This window comes from Pseudomonas sp. Sample_23, assembly GCF_004307595.1.
In the GTDB taxonomy this organism is placed as follows: Bacteria; Pseudomonadota; Gammaproteobacteria; order Pseudomonadales; family Pseudomonadaceae; genus Aquipseudomonas; species Aquipseudomonas atacamensis.
Genome location: NZ_RCNX01000083.1, coordinates 396,774 through 409,685 on the forward strand (window position 1 = coordinate 396,774; position 12,912 = coordinate 409,685).

Sequence of the window (12,912 nt, forward strand, 5' to 3'; positions counted from 1 at the left end):
ATGGAACCGATCATCCAGGACAACCTGCTGATCAACTTCACCACGGAATTCAATCGGGTCTGGAGCAGCAACGGCTCGAAAGCGAAACCCGCCACCTTCTGGCGCCCTGCCCCCGCTCCGGATGCACTGCCGGGCTATTTCCCGCTGGGCGATATGCTGATCCCCGGCGATGCCAATATCAACGGCGAAGTAGTCGCGGCCGTGGTCTGCGAGAGGGATTTGAAAGGAGTCGAAAACGCCAGAGGCAAGGCACTGGCGCGTCCGGTCGATTTTGAACTGGTCTGGAAAGAAACCGGGGCGCCCAATGTTGCGCGCCTGTCGATCTGGCGCCCTTTGGCACCTGTCGGTTACGTCGCCTTGGGGCAAGTCTGCACCACCGATCATTGCAAACCTTCGCTCAACTCAGTGCGTTGCGTCAGGGTCGACCTCGTCGTCGCGGCGAACCTCGGCGAGTTGATCTGGAATGACAAAGGTAGCGGCGCCAAAATGAGTTTCAGTGCCTACGCCATCGAACCGCCGACTGCGGCAGCAGGCGAAATCCTGTTTGCAGCGGGCACATTCGCCGGCATTCAGGGCTACAGCAAGCCTGCGGCACCTTCATCGGCGTACGCGTTGCGCATGCAGATCCCTGTGCAACTGAGCGAACCACCGCAGGTTCCGGTTCTCGGTGGCTATGCCAAGCCAGCCGAAAGCGAACCCGCCGCAGTCACACATGTTGCCCGCCTGCCTTGGTTCGCGGTGCGAGACCATGCGCATCCCGGTGAGCAGTTTCGCAACTCACCTTACTACGCACTCAAGAGGACCGACCAATACGTGCTCATCGGTTATGAGCGCAATGAGGCAGACACATACCGCGCGAGAAAATGGACTGCGCCGCGCGCGCAGAGCGCCGTGACGATGCGGATGTTCCATAGCTTCACCGCGATGGAAATTGTAAAAGCCTGGCCATCCGCGCCTCTGAGCGACATCCGCATGACCAGATTCTCGGCTTGCCTGCCGAAGGCCCTGACCCACACTGAAGCGTCTTCCAACGGCTGGCACGAGCTGCGACCGCAGATCGTGATTGCCATGGTGCCAAAACAATCAGCCGTAGCGGTCTATCAGATGCAAAGCCATTACGAACTGGTGAGGGAAGACGGTACTCAAGTGGCGGTCGATTTCGGCTATACCGACGACTCCAGCGTTCTGCTGACGCAATACCCGCCGCAATCCATCGAGTCAGTCAGTTCGTGCCCATCGCTGACGTCGGATATCCCCGCTGAGACAGGCATCGACAGCACCAGCGTAGAAGCGCTGCCATCGCCTGATCTGGATGTGGTCACAGATAGCGCGCCATGATTTCATCGACCACGCCTTCTTTGCGCAGTTGATCCAGCGCGGTCTGAAGCTTGTTGACCACCTCATCGGAAACATCCTTGTTCAGCGCCAGGTACAACTCGGCGCTGTTGAAGCGCAGCACGGTCTTCAGACCGGTCACGCCATCCTGCCGTGCCAGATAACGGCCGGCAGGATCACCCGTGGCCCACAGATCGATCTGGCCATTGAGCAGCTTTTTAGCGTTGTCCTGATCGCGCAGCACCACCACCGGTTTGAGGCCTTGCTTGGTGAGTGTCTCGGCAATCGCGTCACCCTTGTAGGCGCCGATCTTGTATTTGCGCGCGTCGTTGAGGGTCTCGAGGGTGATCTTGCTGTCAGCCTTGGCCAGCAGGATCCAGTCATCCGGGCCGATCGGGCCGACCCATTTGAACAGTCTTTCGCGATCGGGCAGGCGCGCCATGACGAAGGCCCCGTAACCGGGATTTTCCAGGGCGAGCTTGTAGACACGTTCCCAGGGGAAACGCAGGGTCAGGCTGTAAGTGAGGCCGGCGCGCTGGAACATCTCGCGAACGATGTCCGTGGCAATACCGTTGATGTTGTCGCCCTGGGCGAAATTCTTGCCGTTCTTCGCCATGTTGTACGGCGGGAAGTTCTCGGTGAGCAGCACCAGATCGGTGTCGGGACTGGTTTCGGCCCGGGCATTGCTGATGAATAACAACGAGGCGCTGGCGAGAACAACAAGCAGGCGTTTGATCATGTCGGGCTACCGGAATCCATGGCGTGCCCAAGAGTGCCTTGGGCGCGCCATGCTGTCCACTGGCCTGTACGCTTTAGCGCATGACGATGCCGCGATGCGACATGTAGGCCTTGGCTTCCTGCACGGTGTATTCGCCGAAGTGGAAAATACTTGCCGCCAGCACCGCACTGGCATGGCCTTCGAGAATGCCGTCGGCCAGATGCTGCAAATTGCCGACGCCACCGGAAGCGATCACCGGAATGCCCAGCGCGTCGCTGATGGCGCGGGTCACGCCGAGGTCGAAGCCGTTTTTCATGCCGTCCTGATCCATGCTGGTCAGGAGGATTTCGCCAGCACCGAGGCCTTCCATTTTCTTCGCCCACTCGACCGCGTCGAGGCCGGTGGGCTTGCGCCCGCCGTGGGTGAAAATCTCCCAGCGCGGAGTTTCGCCGGGGCCGGAAACTTTCTTCGCGTCGATGGCGACGACGATGCACTGCGAGCCGAAATGCTGCGCCGCTTCACCGACGAATTCCGGGTTGAACACCGCTGCGGTGTTGATCGATACCTTGTCGGCACCGGCATTGAGCAGGTTGCGAATGTCCTGCACGGTGCGCACGCCACCGCCGACGGTCAGCGGGATGAACACCTGGCTGGCCATGCGTTCGACGGTATGCAGCGTCGTGTCACGGCCATCGACGCTGGCGGTGATATCGAGAAAGGTAATCTCGTCGGCACCCTGCTCGTCGTAGCGACGGGCGATTTCCACCGGATCACCGGCGTCGCGGATGTTCTCGAACTTCACACCTTTGACGACCCGGCCGTTGTCCACGTCCAGGCAAGGGATGATGCGTTTGGCTAACGCCATGGGCTTAATCTCCGATTAAGAGTTACAAGCTTCAAGCTACTAGCTGCAAGAAAGAGCCGATCGCGGTCGAGTTTCTAACTTGCAGCTTGCAGCTTACAACTTGGAGCTGGCCGCGTAGCCATCACAAAAAGCTTGAGCCTCTGCAACATCCAAAGTGCCCTCATAGATCGCGCGGCCCGTGATCGCGCCGATGATGCCCGGTGCCTTGGCGTCGAGCAGCGACTTGATGTCACCCAGGTTATGGATGCCGCCGGAAGCGATCACCGGAATCCTGGTGGCAGCGGCCAGCGCAGCGGTGAACGGTACGTTGCAGCCCTGCATCATGCCGTCTTTGGCGATGTCGGTATAAACGATCGACGAGACGCCGTCGGCTTCAAACTGTTTGGCCAGATCGATCACCTGCACGGTGCTGATTTCCGCCCAGCCATCGGTGGCGACGAAACCGTCCTTGGCATCCAGACCGACAATGATCTTGCCCGGAAACGCGCGGCAGGCTTCAGCGACGAAGGCCGGATCTTTTACGGCTTTGGTGCCGATGATCACGTAGCTCACGCCGGCCTTGACGTAATGCTCGATGGTTTCCAGCGAACGGATGCCGCCGCCGATCTGGATCGGCAGGTTCGGGTAGCGCTTGGCGATCGCAGTGACCACTTCGCCATTGACCGGCTGGCCTTCGAAAGCGCCGTTCAGATCGACCAGATGCAGACGGCGGCAACCGCCCTCCACCCACTTGGCAGCCATGCTCACCGGGTCATCGGAGAACACCGTGGAATCTTCCATGCGGCCCTGGCGCAGACGTACGCAGGCGCCGTCCTTGAGATCGATAGCGGGAATAATCAGCATGCTTTTTCCTTCGTCAAAGAGCTGCAAGCTGCAAGCTATAAGCTGCAAGCACGCATGTATGGCTGTTTCTTGCAGCTGGTAGCTTGAAGCTTGCCGCTGCTCCTAATTTTTTTCGAGCGCCCACAGGTCGCTTTCGATGCTTTCAAACCGCTCTTTGAGGTGGGTCTGCACATCGAAAATCGCCCTGTTGTAATAGTGCGGAGCAATTTCGCGGGTAAACAGCTCAAGAATTTCCGCCGCTTCGAATGAACCCAGGTCCAGTTCGAAACGGTCTTCCATGAACCGCTGAATCTTGCGATTGGCCTCGCTCTCCTGTTCGGGAGTGAGGGTCAGAATCGGCGGCTTGGACTTCTTGACGGCCATTTACCAGCGACCGTCCCACGCGGCGAAGTTCTGCAGGAGCTGCAGGCCATGGGTATGGCTTTTCTCCGGGTGAAACTGCACGGCGAAACGCGAGCCATCGGCCAGCGCTGCGGCGAAATCGACACCGTAGTGACCGCCACCGACCACCTGCCGCGCGTTGGCGGCGGCGATGTAGTAGCTGTGCACGAAATAGAAACGCGCCATGTCCGGAATGTCATGCCACAGCGGGTGGCTGACTTTCTGCTTTACCTCGTTCCAGCCCATGTGCGGGACCTTCAGGTGCTCGCCGTCTTCGTGCAGATCCTTGCCGAAGAATTTCACCGCGCCCGGAAACAGGCCGATGCAGTCGACGCCGGCGTTCTCTTCGCTGGTATCGAGCAGGGCTTGCATGCCGACACAGATTCCGAGGAACGGCCGATCCTGGCTGACCTCACGGACCAGCGAATCGAAGCCGAGGCGACGGATCTCCGCCATGCAATCGCGAATCGCGCCAACGCCCGGGAATACCACGCGGTCGGCTTCGCGAATCACGTTCGCATCGCTGGTGATCAGCACCTTGCCGGCGCCGACGTGCTCAAGAGCCTTGGCCACCGAGTGCAGATTGCCCATGCCGTAGTCGATAACTGCAACCGTCTGCATTACAGAACGCCTTTGGTCGACGGCATCTGCCCGGCCATGCGCTCGTCCAGCTCGACGGCCATGCGCAGCGCACGGCCGAAAGCCTTGAACACGGTTTCGATCTGGTGGTGGGTGTTGGTGCCGCGCAGGTTGTCAATGTGCACGCTGACCAGCGCGTGGTTGACGAAGCCCTGGAAAAACTCCTGGAACAGGTCAACGTCGAAACCGCCGACGGTAGCGCGGGTGTACGGCACGTGCATCTGCAGGCCCGGGCGACCGGAGAAATCGATCACCACGCGCGACAGCGCTTCATCGAGCGGCACGTAGGCATGGCCGTAGCGACGGATGCCTTTTTTGTCGCCGATGGCTTTGGCAAACGCCTGGCCGAGGGTGATACCGACGTCTTCCACCGTATGGTGGTCGTCGATATGCAGATCGCCCTTGCATTCGATATCCAGGTCGATCAACCCGTGACGGGCGATCTGATCCAGCATGTGCTCAAGAAAAGGTACACCGATATCGAATCGGGCCTTTCCGGTGCCATCAAGGTTGATCGAGGCTTTGATCTGGGTTTCCAGAGTGTCGCGCTCGACAGACGCCTTACGTTCGGCCATCACCAGCTCCGCAAAATCATTGGGCGAAAAAGGCAGCCATTATAGGCACGCAGGAGGCAAACAGAAACACGAGAGGTGAGATGCCTGACGGATAGAACGCCCGGCTGTCGCGGGTAGACATGTCCATACAAGCCAGTACAGGCATGCCATAAACAAATGTGGGAGCGAGCCTGCTCGCGAATGCGGCACCCCAGCCAACATTGATGTTGACTGGTGCTCCGTCTTCGCGAGCAGGCTCGCTCCCACAGGTTCGGTGTTTATTCAGCTAACACCTTAGTGAAACAGTACCGCCGTCTTCTGCAGGGTCACCCACACACCCCACGCCAACGGAATACCCACCACCAGCCACGCCGCGATCGCCAGAGGCTTGGTGCCCGGCGCCGCTTTCCACTCCAGAACGGTGCTGGCATCGGCACCCTTGTCGTGGCCCAGCGCCTGTTCGGCGGCCAGTTCGGCGTCGGTCATGAAGTACTTGTCGGCCACCGGGCGCACCATCAGGTTGCACAGGAAGCCCAGCACCAGCAGACCGGCGAGGATGTACAGGGTGATGTCGTAAGCGGCAGCGCGTTCCACGCCGATGCTCAACTGATATTCACGCAGGTAGTTGACCAGCACCGGACCGAGCACGCCGGCAGCGGCCCAGGCAGTCAGCAGACGACCGTGGATCGCACCGACCATCTGCGTACCGAACAGGTCGGCCAGATACGCCGGAACGGTGGCAAAACCACCGCCGTACATCGACAGGATGATGCAGAACGCCGCCACGAACAGCGCAACGTTGCCCAGATGGCCCATGTTCGGAATCAGCGCGTACAGGGCAAAACCCAGCGCGAAGAACACGAAGTAAGTGTTCTTGCGGCCCAGGTAGTCGGAGAACGAGGCCCAGAAGAACCGGCCACCGATGTTGAACAGGCTCAGCAGACCAGTGAAGCCCGCTGCGATCGCCGCGATCGAGGCCAGTTGGCCAGCGTCGAGTTGACCGAACGGCACATCGACGCCCAGCAGTTTGCCGCCGAACACTTCCTGCAACAGTGGCGAAGCCATGCCGAGGATACCGATACCCGCCGACACGTTCAGGCACAGCACCAGCCAGACCAGACGGAATTGCGGAGTTTTCCACGCTACATTCACGTGAACGTGACGGTTGGTGATCATGGCGTTGGACGCTTTCTTCGCCGGAGCGGTCCAGCCTTCAGGTTTCCAGCCGGTTGGCGGCACGCGGTAGGACAGTGCGCCACCGATCATGAACACGAAGTAAATGGCCGCCATGGCCACGAAGCTCTGCCATACGCCCACGCCTTCTGGCGATGCGAAGTGGCTCATCAGTGCAGTCGCCAGTGGTGCACCGACCATCGCGCCGCCACCGAAGCCCATGATCGCCATGCCGGTCGCCATGCCGCGCTTGTCCGGGAACCACTTGATCAGGGTCGACACCGGCGAGATATAGCCCAGGCCCAGACCGATACCGCCGATCACGCCGGAGCCGATCCACATCAGCCAGATCTGGTGGGTATAGATACCCAGCGCGGAAATCAGCAGACCGCCGCACCAGCACAAGGCCGAGACCACGCCCGCTTTACGAGGCCCGGCGTGTTCCAGCCAGCCACCCCAGATCGCTGCCGAGCAGCCGAGGAAGATGAAGAACAGCGTGTAGATCCAGCCGAGCATGGAGATCGGCCAGTCGCAGTTCGACGAAAATACCTGTGCGATGAAGCTCATGTCCGGCGCGCAAGCCACCGGCGCGGTAACGCCGAGTGCCTTGGACAGCGGCAACCAGAACACCGAGAAGCCGTAGGCCATGCCGATGCACAGGTGAATGGCCAAAGCGGCCGGTGGAACCAGCCAGCGGTTGAAACCGGGCTTGGCGATGATGCGTTCCTTGGACAGGAACGCAGGCTGGTCGGCTCTGAGGCCGTCCGCCGTGATGCTCGTGCTCATTGTGTATCCCCCAATTGTTAGTATGGTTCGCCAGCCACTGCTCACCCTCGGCCTTATGCACGCAGGCATGACCGTTTTTTTAGGTGAAGCTCCTTGAAGGCGCGACGTTAAGTCGCAGACGGGCGGACGAACTGGCGAAGGTTACCATTCTCAGGTGACAGAAAAACCAAACTGATATCACCTTTTTTCAAGTCATCTGTTCTCGTACGACTCGGGAAGCCGCCAACCCCGCGTCTGCAAAGGCACCACGCCGTTTGCTACTTGTCCCATTTATGCGTGCGAAAAGTTACCCGTCGCCTGGGCGTGACTGAACGACTGGTGAACCAAGCGCAAAAAATGGCGTCGCAAGCGTGGGCCGGATTGCACCCTCTGGCGCCCGCCGGGCATCCTCAAGCGCAGGCCCTGTGGCGAAGTTGCAGGTGCCGCCGCCGACCCTCGGCAGATGACGCCACACCGAACCGGGTGCCGGCAGCGCTATACTCCCCGGCCATATGACCAATTCGACTAACTACAAGGACTCGCCCATGAAAGCGTTCGGCAAAATCCTGGGTCTGGTACTTCTCGGGCTGTTGCTGATCATTGTGGCGGCAGGCTTTGCCCTGACCCACCTCTTCGATCCCAACGACTATAAAGACGAGATCCGCCAGATTGCCCGCGACAAGGCCCACATCGAGCTGACGCTCAATGGCGATATCGGCTGGAGCCTGTTCCCGTGGCTCGGCCTGGAATTGCACGAAGCCAGCGTCGCCACCCTGGCCAAACCTGCCGAACCGTTTGCCGACTTGCAGATGCTCGGCCTGTCCGTGCGCGTGCTGCCGCTGTTGCGCCGCGAAGTGCAGATGAGTGACGTGCGCGTCGAAGGCCTCAACCTGCGCCTGAACCGTGACAAGAACGGCCACGGCAACTGGGAAGACATCGGCAAGGTGCCTGTGGCGCCGGGGGCGACTCCACCGGCCACAGCGGGCGCGACCGCCAGCGAGCCGACCCTCGCCGTGGAAAAACCGGCGCAACCGATCCGCCTCGACATCGACAGCCTGACCGTCAACAACGCCCGCGTTGAATACACCGATGAGCTGACCGGCAAGCAGTTCAGTGCCGAAAGCATTCAGTTGAGCACCGGCCCGGTACACGATTCGACCAATATCCCGGTGAAAGCCACCGCGTTCCTTGGCACCAACCAACCGGTACTGCGCGTGCGCACCGAGCTCAACGGCGAGCTGCGCTTCGAGCGCGCCTTGCAGCGTTACAAGTTCGAAGACCTGAAGCTGACCGGCGAGCTCGCTGGCGATCCGCTGCAAGGCAAAACCATGACCTTCTCTGCTCAGGGCCAGTTATTGCTGGACAAGGCAGCGAACGTCGCCGAATGGACCGGCATCAAGATTTCCGCCAACCAGTTGCGCGCATTGGGCGAGCTGAAAGCCAACGACCTCGACAAGACGCCACAGATCAGCGGCGGCATTTCCATTGCCCAGTTCGATCTGGCGAAATTCGTCGACAGCATCGGCCAGACACTGCCGGCGATGGGCGAAGGCAGCCTGAGCAAGGTCGAACTGGTCAGCCGCGTTGCTGCCACTCCGACCAGCCTGTCGTTCGACAACATCAACCTGAAACTCGATGACAGCAGCTTCAGCGGCCGCATCGCCATCGAGGACTTCGCCAAACAGTCGCTGCGCGCGATTCTCAAGGCCGACACGTTCAACGTCGACCGCTACCTGCCACCGAAATCGGCTCAGGCCAATAGCGCGACGCAGACGCGTCAGGCCGAAGTCGCCAGCACCGAGGCCGGCGCCGTCGCAGGCACCACGCCGCTGCCGGACAAACCGAGCAAAACCGCCTGGAGCACCGAGCGTCTGCTGCCGGTCGAACGCCTGGCCAAACTCGACGTCGATGCCGACCTGACTTTCGGCCAACTGACCCTCGACAAACTGCCGATCCAGAACGCCGCGCTCAAAGCCACCGGCCAGGGCGGCCTGCTGACGCTGACTAACCTGAGCGGTGATCTGTACAACGGCGGCTTCGTCGCCAACGGCACACTCGACGTGCGCCCAAGCGCGCCGGTACTGAACCTGCTGACCCGGCTCAATCGCGTCCCGGCGGAAAAAATTATCGAAAGCCAAGGCAAGAATCCGCCGGTCAAAGGTCTGGTAACGCTGACCAGCAGCCTCACCGGCAGCGGCAACAGCCAACAGGCGTTGATCGATACGCTGAACGGCAACGCCAGTTTCGTCATCAACAACGGCGTGCTGCTCAACGCCAACCTTGAACAGCAATTGTGCAAAGGCATCGCCACCCTCAATCGCAAATCCCTCAGCGGCGAGCCACGGGGCAAGGACACGCCGTTCGAAGAGCTCAAGGGCAACCTGACCGTGCGCAACGGCGTCGCCAGCAACCCCGACCTGAAAGTGCGCATCCCCGGCATGACGGTCAACGGTGACGGCGACATCGACCTGCGCGTGCTCGGCATGGATTACCGCGTCGGCATCATCGTCGAGGGCGACACCAGCGCCATGCCCGACCCGGCCTGTCAGGTCGGCGAGAAGTTCGTCGGCATCGAGTGGCCACTGCGCTGCCGTGGCCCGCTGGAACTGGGCGCCAAGGCCTGCCGCGTCGACAATGACCGTCTCGGTCAGGTCGCCAGCAAGATGGCTGGCAACAAGCTCAGCGAGAAAATCGACGAAAAACTGGGCGATAAAGTCAGCCCGGAATTGAAAGACGCGTTGAAGGGGCTGTTCAAGCGATGACAGCAGAGCAATTTTCCACGGCGGTGCTGGAGTGGTTCGACCGCCATGGCCGCCACGATTTGCCGTGGCAGCAGGACATCAATCCATATCGGGTCTGGGTGTCCGAGATCATGTTGCAGCAGACCCAGGTCAGCACCGTGCTCAATTACTTCGAACGCTTCATGGCGGCGCTGCCAACCGTCGATGCGCTGGCCGCAGCGCCGGAAGACGAGGTGCTGCACCTGTGGACCGGGTTGGGTTACTACACTCGCGCACGCAATCTGCAGAAGACCGCGAAGATCGTCGTCAGCCAGTACGCTGGCGAATTCCCGCGTGACGTGGAAAAACTCACCGAGCTGCCGGGCATCGGCCTGTCCACCGCCGGGGCGATCGCCAGCATCAGCATGGGCCTGCGCGCGCCGATCCTCGATGGCAACGTCAAACGCGTGCTGGCGCGCTTCACCGCGCAAGAGGGCTACCCCGGCGAACCGAAGGTGGCCAAACAACTCTGGGCCAACGCCGAGCGCTTCACCCCGCACGATCGGGTCAACGCCTACACCCAGGCGATGATGGATCTTGGCGCCACACTCTGCACGCGCAGCAAGCCGAGCTGTCTGCTGTGCCCGCTCAAGCGTGGCTGTGAAGCGCACATGCTTGGCCTGGAAACCCGTTATCCGATTCCCAAGCCGCGCAAGGCCATCCCGCAGAAACGCACGCTGATGCCAATGCTGGCCAACGGCGAAGGTGCGATTCTGCTTTATCGCCGCCCGTCGACGGGACTGTGGGGCGGTTTGTGGAGCCTGCCGGAACTGGACGACCTGGAAGATCTGCAACATCTGGCCGATCAGCACTCGCTGACCATGGGCCAGCAGCAGGCGCTGCCGAGCCTGGTTCACACCTTCAGCCATTTCCAGTTGTCCATCGAACCGTGGCTGGTTCAGGTACAGGAAGCCAGCCATCACGTGGCCGAGGCCGACTGGCTCTGGTATAACCTCGCCACCCCGCCGCGCCTGGGCCTTGCTGCCCCGGTCAAGACCTTGCTTGAGCGCGCGGCCGCCGTCTTGAATGCAGGAGAATCGCCATGACCCGCACCGTAATGTGCCGCAAGTACAAAGAAGAACTGCCCGCGCTGGAACGCGCCCCTTTCCCGGGTGCCAAGGGCCAGGACATTTTCGACCACGTCTCGGCCAAGGCCTGGGCCGACTGGCAGAAACACCAGACCCTGCTGATCAACGAAAAGCGCCTGAACATGATGAACGCCGAAGATCGCAAATACCTGCAGGGCGAAATGGACAAGTACTTCTCCGGCGAGGAATACGCCAAGGCCGAAGGCTACGTGCCGCCAGCCGAATAACCGGTATATTTCGTAAGCGACGGAATTAATTTAAGAAATTTTCAAAAAGTCGTTGACGTAAATCCGAAAAACCCTTTTAATGCGCCCCGTTGCCCAGATAGCTCAGTCGGTAGAGCAGGGGATTGAAAATCCCCGTGTCGGCGGTTCGATTCCGTCTCTGGGCACCAAATACCGAAAACCCTGAATCGCAAGATTCAGGGTTTTTTTATGCCTGCGATTTGATCTCCCTCCTCACTTCCCCCTTCGATACATCTGGATTCCATCTGTACTGGAAAAAACCAGAAATCTGTATCTCTCCGCGCAAATGGCGTTTCGCCAATACTTCAAGCAAGCCTTGGCGAGCCAATGACTGGCTCTACTTTGCGCCCCGCAACACTCTGGACTCCTGTAGCCCTCAGAGCGCAAAACCTGATTTTTTGAATCGATCGGCGTCGCCCGCAAGGTCACTTCCTGTCCAGCGAAAAATCTGAACCCAACCCACAGGCGAACTGCAGTTAGTGCTTTTCAAACATTCCAGGATGAATGCTGGCGCCCCCGTGCGCCCGGCAAAAGAGCGAAACGGACGACGTATGATCAAGCAACTTATCAATGAAGACAGTTATGTGCAGATCGGCGATCTTTGCAGCGCAACGATCCAGCTGAAAATCGAAGGACTGAATCCCGCCGGCTCCATCAAGCTGAAGACCGCGCACGCGCTGATCACTGATCTTGAAGTCCGCGGACTGATCAACCACAAGACCCGCCTTATCGAATCCTCGTCGGGGAATCTGGGCGTTGCGCTGGCCATGGTCTGCGCCGCCAAGGGTTACCAGTTCGTTTGCGTAATCGACCCGAATATTTCCGCGCCGAACCGCAAGCTGATTCAAGCCCTGGGCGCGCAAATGCTCATGGTCGATCAACGCGACGAGAACGGCGGATATCTGAATTCGCGGATTCGTCTGATCGAGCAACTGGTCGCTGACAACGCCGACTACATCTGGCTCAACCAGTACAAGAATCCGACCAACCCCCTCGCCCACTATCAAGCGACTGCCAGGTCCATCGCGCGCAAGTTTCCCCAGGTGAATTACCTGTTCGTCGGCGCGGGTACCACCGGCACGCTGATGGGCTGCAAGAACTACTTCGCCGAACATCATCCGCAGACCAAAGTCATTGCCGTCGATACCGTCGGCTCGGTGACGTTCGGCCTGCCGGGCGGTACGCGCCATATACCGGGGCTCGGCACCAGCCGCCTGCCGGAGATATTCGAGTCGTCGGGCATTCACGACTTCCTGTCGATTCCCGAGGAACAGACGATCAAGGTCTGCCGTTGGCTGGCGCAACGCTACGGCCTGCTCTTCGGCGGCTCCACCGGCACTGTGCTCGCCGGCATCCGCCAGTGGGCGCCGCATATCCGGCCCGACGATGTCGTGGTGGCGATCTCCCCCGACATGGGTGAGCGCTATCTCGAAACCATCTATTCCGACGACTGGGTCACCCAGCGGATCGGCGCAACCGCACTGCAGCCCCTCTTCCCTGAAATCGCTCTGGCACTCTCGGCGTAA

The 12,912-nt window shown here is 60.3% G+C and carries 12 protein-coding genes, 1 tRNA gene and 1 pseudogene; 7 read left to right on the plus strand and 7 right to left on the minus strand.

Annotated features, from left to right (window positions below; genetic code table 11):
- Nucleotides 1-1,338, plus strand: coding sequence for a Vps62-related protein (locus D8U82_RS21750; protein ID WP_241668077.1), 1,338 nt, complete (start codon nt 1-3; stop codon nt 1,336-1,338).
- Here the strand turns inward: D8U82_RS21750 and D8U82_RS21755 are convergent.
- From D8U82_RS21755 to D8U82_RS21790, 7 genes are all read right to left on the minus strand, one after another.
- The gene (locus D8U82_RS21755; protein ID WP_041477526.1) at nt 1,319-2,074 is read right to left on the minus strand and encodes an ABC transporter substrate-binding protein; all 756 of its coding nucleotides are present in this window, start codon (nt 2,072-2,074) and stop codon (nt 1,319-1,321) included. The genes D8U82_RS21750 and D8U82_RS21755 overlap by 20 nt on opposite strands.
- A gap of 73 nt (nt 2,075-2,147) precedes the next feature.
- Nucleotides 2,148-2,918 (minus strand): imidazole glycerol phosphate synthase subunit HisF, encoded by a 771-nt coding sequence (hisF, locus tag D8U82_RS21760; RefSeq protein WP_016772122.1) that lies wholly within the window; start codon nt 2,916-2,918, stop codon nt 2,148-2,150.
- Between the two features lie 93 nt (nt 2,919-3,011).
- Nucleotides 3,012-3,761 (minus strand): 1-(5-phosphoribosyl)-5-[(5-phosphoribosylamino)methylideneamino]imidazole-4-carboxamide isomerase, encoded by a 750-nt coding sequence (gene hisA, locus D8U82_RS21765; RefSeq protein WP_130902937.1) that lies wholly within the window; start codon nt 3,759-3,761, stop codon nt 3,012-3,014.
- Between the two features lie 102 nt (nt 3,762-3,863).
- A complete protein-coding gene (locus tag D8U82_RS21770; RefSeq protein WP_011332018.1) occupies nt 3,864-4,124 on the minus strand; it encodes a DUF2164 domain-containing protein in 261 nt (86 codons plus the stop codon).
- Nucleotides 4,125-4,763 (minus strand): imidazole glycerol phosphate synthase subunit HisH, encoded by a 639-nt coding sequence (hisH, locus tag D8U82_RS21775; RefSeq protein ID WP_130902938.1) that lies wholly within the window; start codon nt 4,761-4,763, stop codon nt 4,125-4,127.
- Nucleotides 4,763-5,356, minus strand: coding sequence for an imidazoleglycerol-phosphate dehydratase HisB (gene hisB / locus D8U82_RS21780; RefSeq protein ID WP_016772125.1), 594 nt, complete (start codon nt 5,354-5,356; stop codon nt 4,763-4,765). The genes hisH and hisB overlap by 1 nt, the downstream gene beginning before the upstream one ends.
- 273 nt (nt 5,357-5,629) lie before the next feature.
- A complete protein-coding gene (locus D8U82_RS21790) occupies nt 5,630-7,294 on the minus strand; it encodes an OFA family MFS transporter (protein ID WP_024011221.1) in 1,665 nt (554 codons plus the stop codon).
- 231 nt (nt 7,295-7,525) lie between these two features.
- Here D8U82_RS21790 and D8U82_RS21795 point away from each other — a divergent pair.
- The 6 genes and pseudogenes from D8U82_RS21795 to sbnA all read left to right on the plus strand — a co-directional run.
- Nucleotides 7,526-7,740: pseudogene (locus D8U82_RS21795) on the plus strand (acetyl-CoA sensor PanZ family protein); the annotation flags it as partial.
- A 78-nt stretch (nt 7,741-7,818) separates the two neighbouring features.
- Nucleotides 7,819-10,035 (plus strand): AsmA family protein, encoded by a 2,217-nt coding sequence (locus D8U82_RS21800; protein ID WP_130887628.1) that lies wholly within the window; start codon nt 7,819-7,821, stop codon nt 10,033-10,035.
- Nucleotides 10,032-11,099: an A/G-specific adenine glycosylase gene (mutY, locus tag D8U82_RS21805; protein ID WP_130902939.1), complete on the plus strand. Its 1,068-nt coding sequence runs from the start codon at nt 10,032-10,034 to the stop codon at nt 11,097-11,099. Before D8U82_RS21800 ends, mutY begins: the two co-directional genes overlap by 4 nt.
- Complete coding sequence (locus D8U82_RS21810; RefSeq protein WP_016772129.1) at nt 11,096-11,368, plus strand: oxidative damage protection protein; 273 nt, start codon at nt 11,096-11,098, stop codon at nt 11,366-11,368. The genes mutY and D8U82_RS21810 overlap by 4 nt, the downstream gene beginning before the upstream one ends.
- A gap of 91 nt (nt 11,369-11,459) precedes the next feature.
- A tRNA-Phe gene (locus tag D8U82_RS21815) sits at nt 11,460-11,535 on the plus strand.
- Between the two features lie 402 nt (nt 11,536-11,937).
- Nucleotides 11,938-12,912, plus strand: a complete 975-nt coding sequence (gene sbnA / locus D8U82_RS28650) for a 2,3-diaminopropionate biosynthesis protein SbnA (RefSeq protein ID WP_347238842.1) — start codon at nt 11,938-11,940, stop codon at nt 12,910-12,912.

Coding starts and splice junctions, on each gene's coding strand:
- D8U82_RS21750 (WP_241668077.1), top strand. CDS start 1: ATGGAACCGATCATCCAGGACAACCTGCTGATCAACTTCACCACGGAA.
- hisB (WP_016772125.1), bottom strand. CDS start 5,356: ATGGCCGAACGTAAGGCGTCTGTCGAGCGCGACACTCTGGAAACCCAG.
- D8U82_RS21790 (WP_024011221.1), bottom strand. CDS start 7,294: ATGAGCACGAGCATCACGGCGGACGGCCTCAGAGCCGACCAGCCTGCG.
- hisH (WP_130902938.1), bottom strand. CDS start 4,763: ATGCAGACGGTTGCAGTTATCGACTACGGCATGGGCAATCTGCACTCG.
- hisF (WP_016772122.1), bottom strand. CDS start 2,918: ATGGCGTTAGCCAAACGCATCATCCCTTGCCTGGACGTGGACAACGGC.
- D8U82_RS21770 (WP_011332018.1), bottom strand. CDS start 4,124: ATGGCCGTCAAGAAGTCCAAGCCGCCGATTCTGACCCTCACTCCCGAA.
- mutY (WP_130902939.1), top strand. CDS start 10,032: ATGACAGCAGAGCAATTTTCCACGGCGGTGCTGGAGTGGTTCGACCGC.
- D8U82_RS21755 (WP_041477526.1), bottom strand. CDS start 2,074: ATGATCAAACGCCTGCTTGTTGTTCTCGCCAGCGCCTCGTTGTTATTC.
- hisA (WP_130902937.1), bottom strand. CDS start 3,761: ATGCTGATTATTCCCGCTATCGATCTCAAGGACGGCGCCTGCGTACGT.
- D8U82_RS21810 (WP_016772129.1), top strand. CDS start 11,096: ATGACCCGCACCGTAATGTGCCGCAAGTACAAAGAAGAACTGCCCGCG.
- D8U82_RS21800 (WP_130887628.1), top strand. CDS start 7,819: ATGAAAGCGTTCGGCAAAATCCTGGGTCTGGTACTTCTCGGGCTGTTG.
- sbnA (WP_347238842.1), top strand. CDS start 11,938: ATGATCAAGCAACTTATCAATGAAGACAGTTATGTGCAGATCGGCGAT.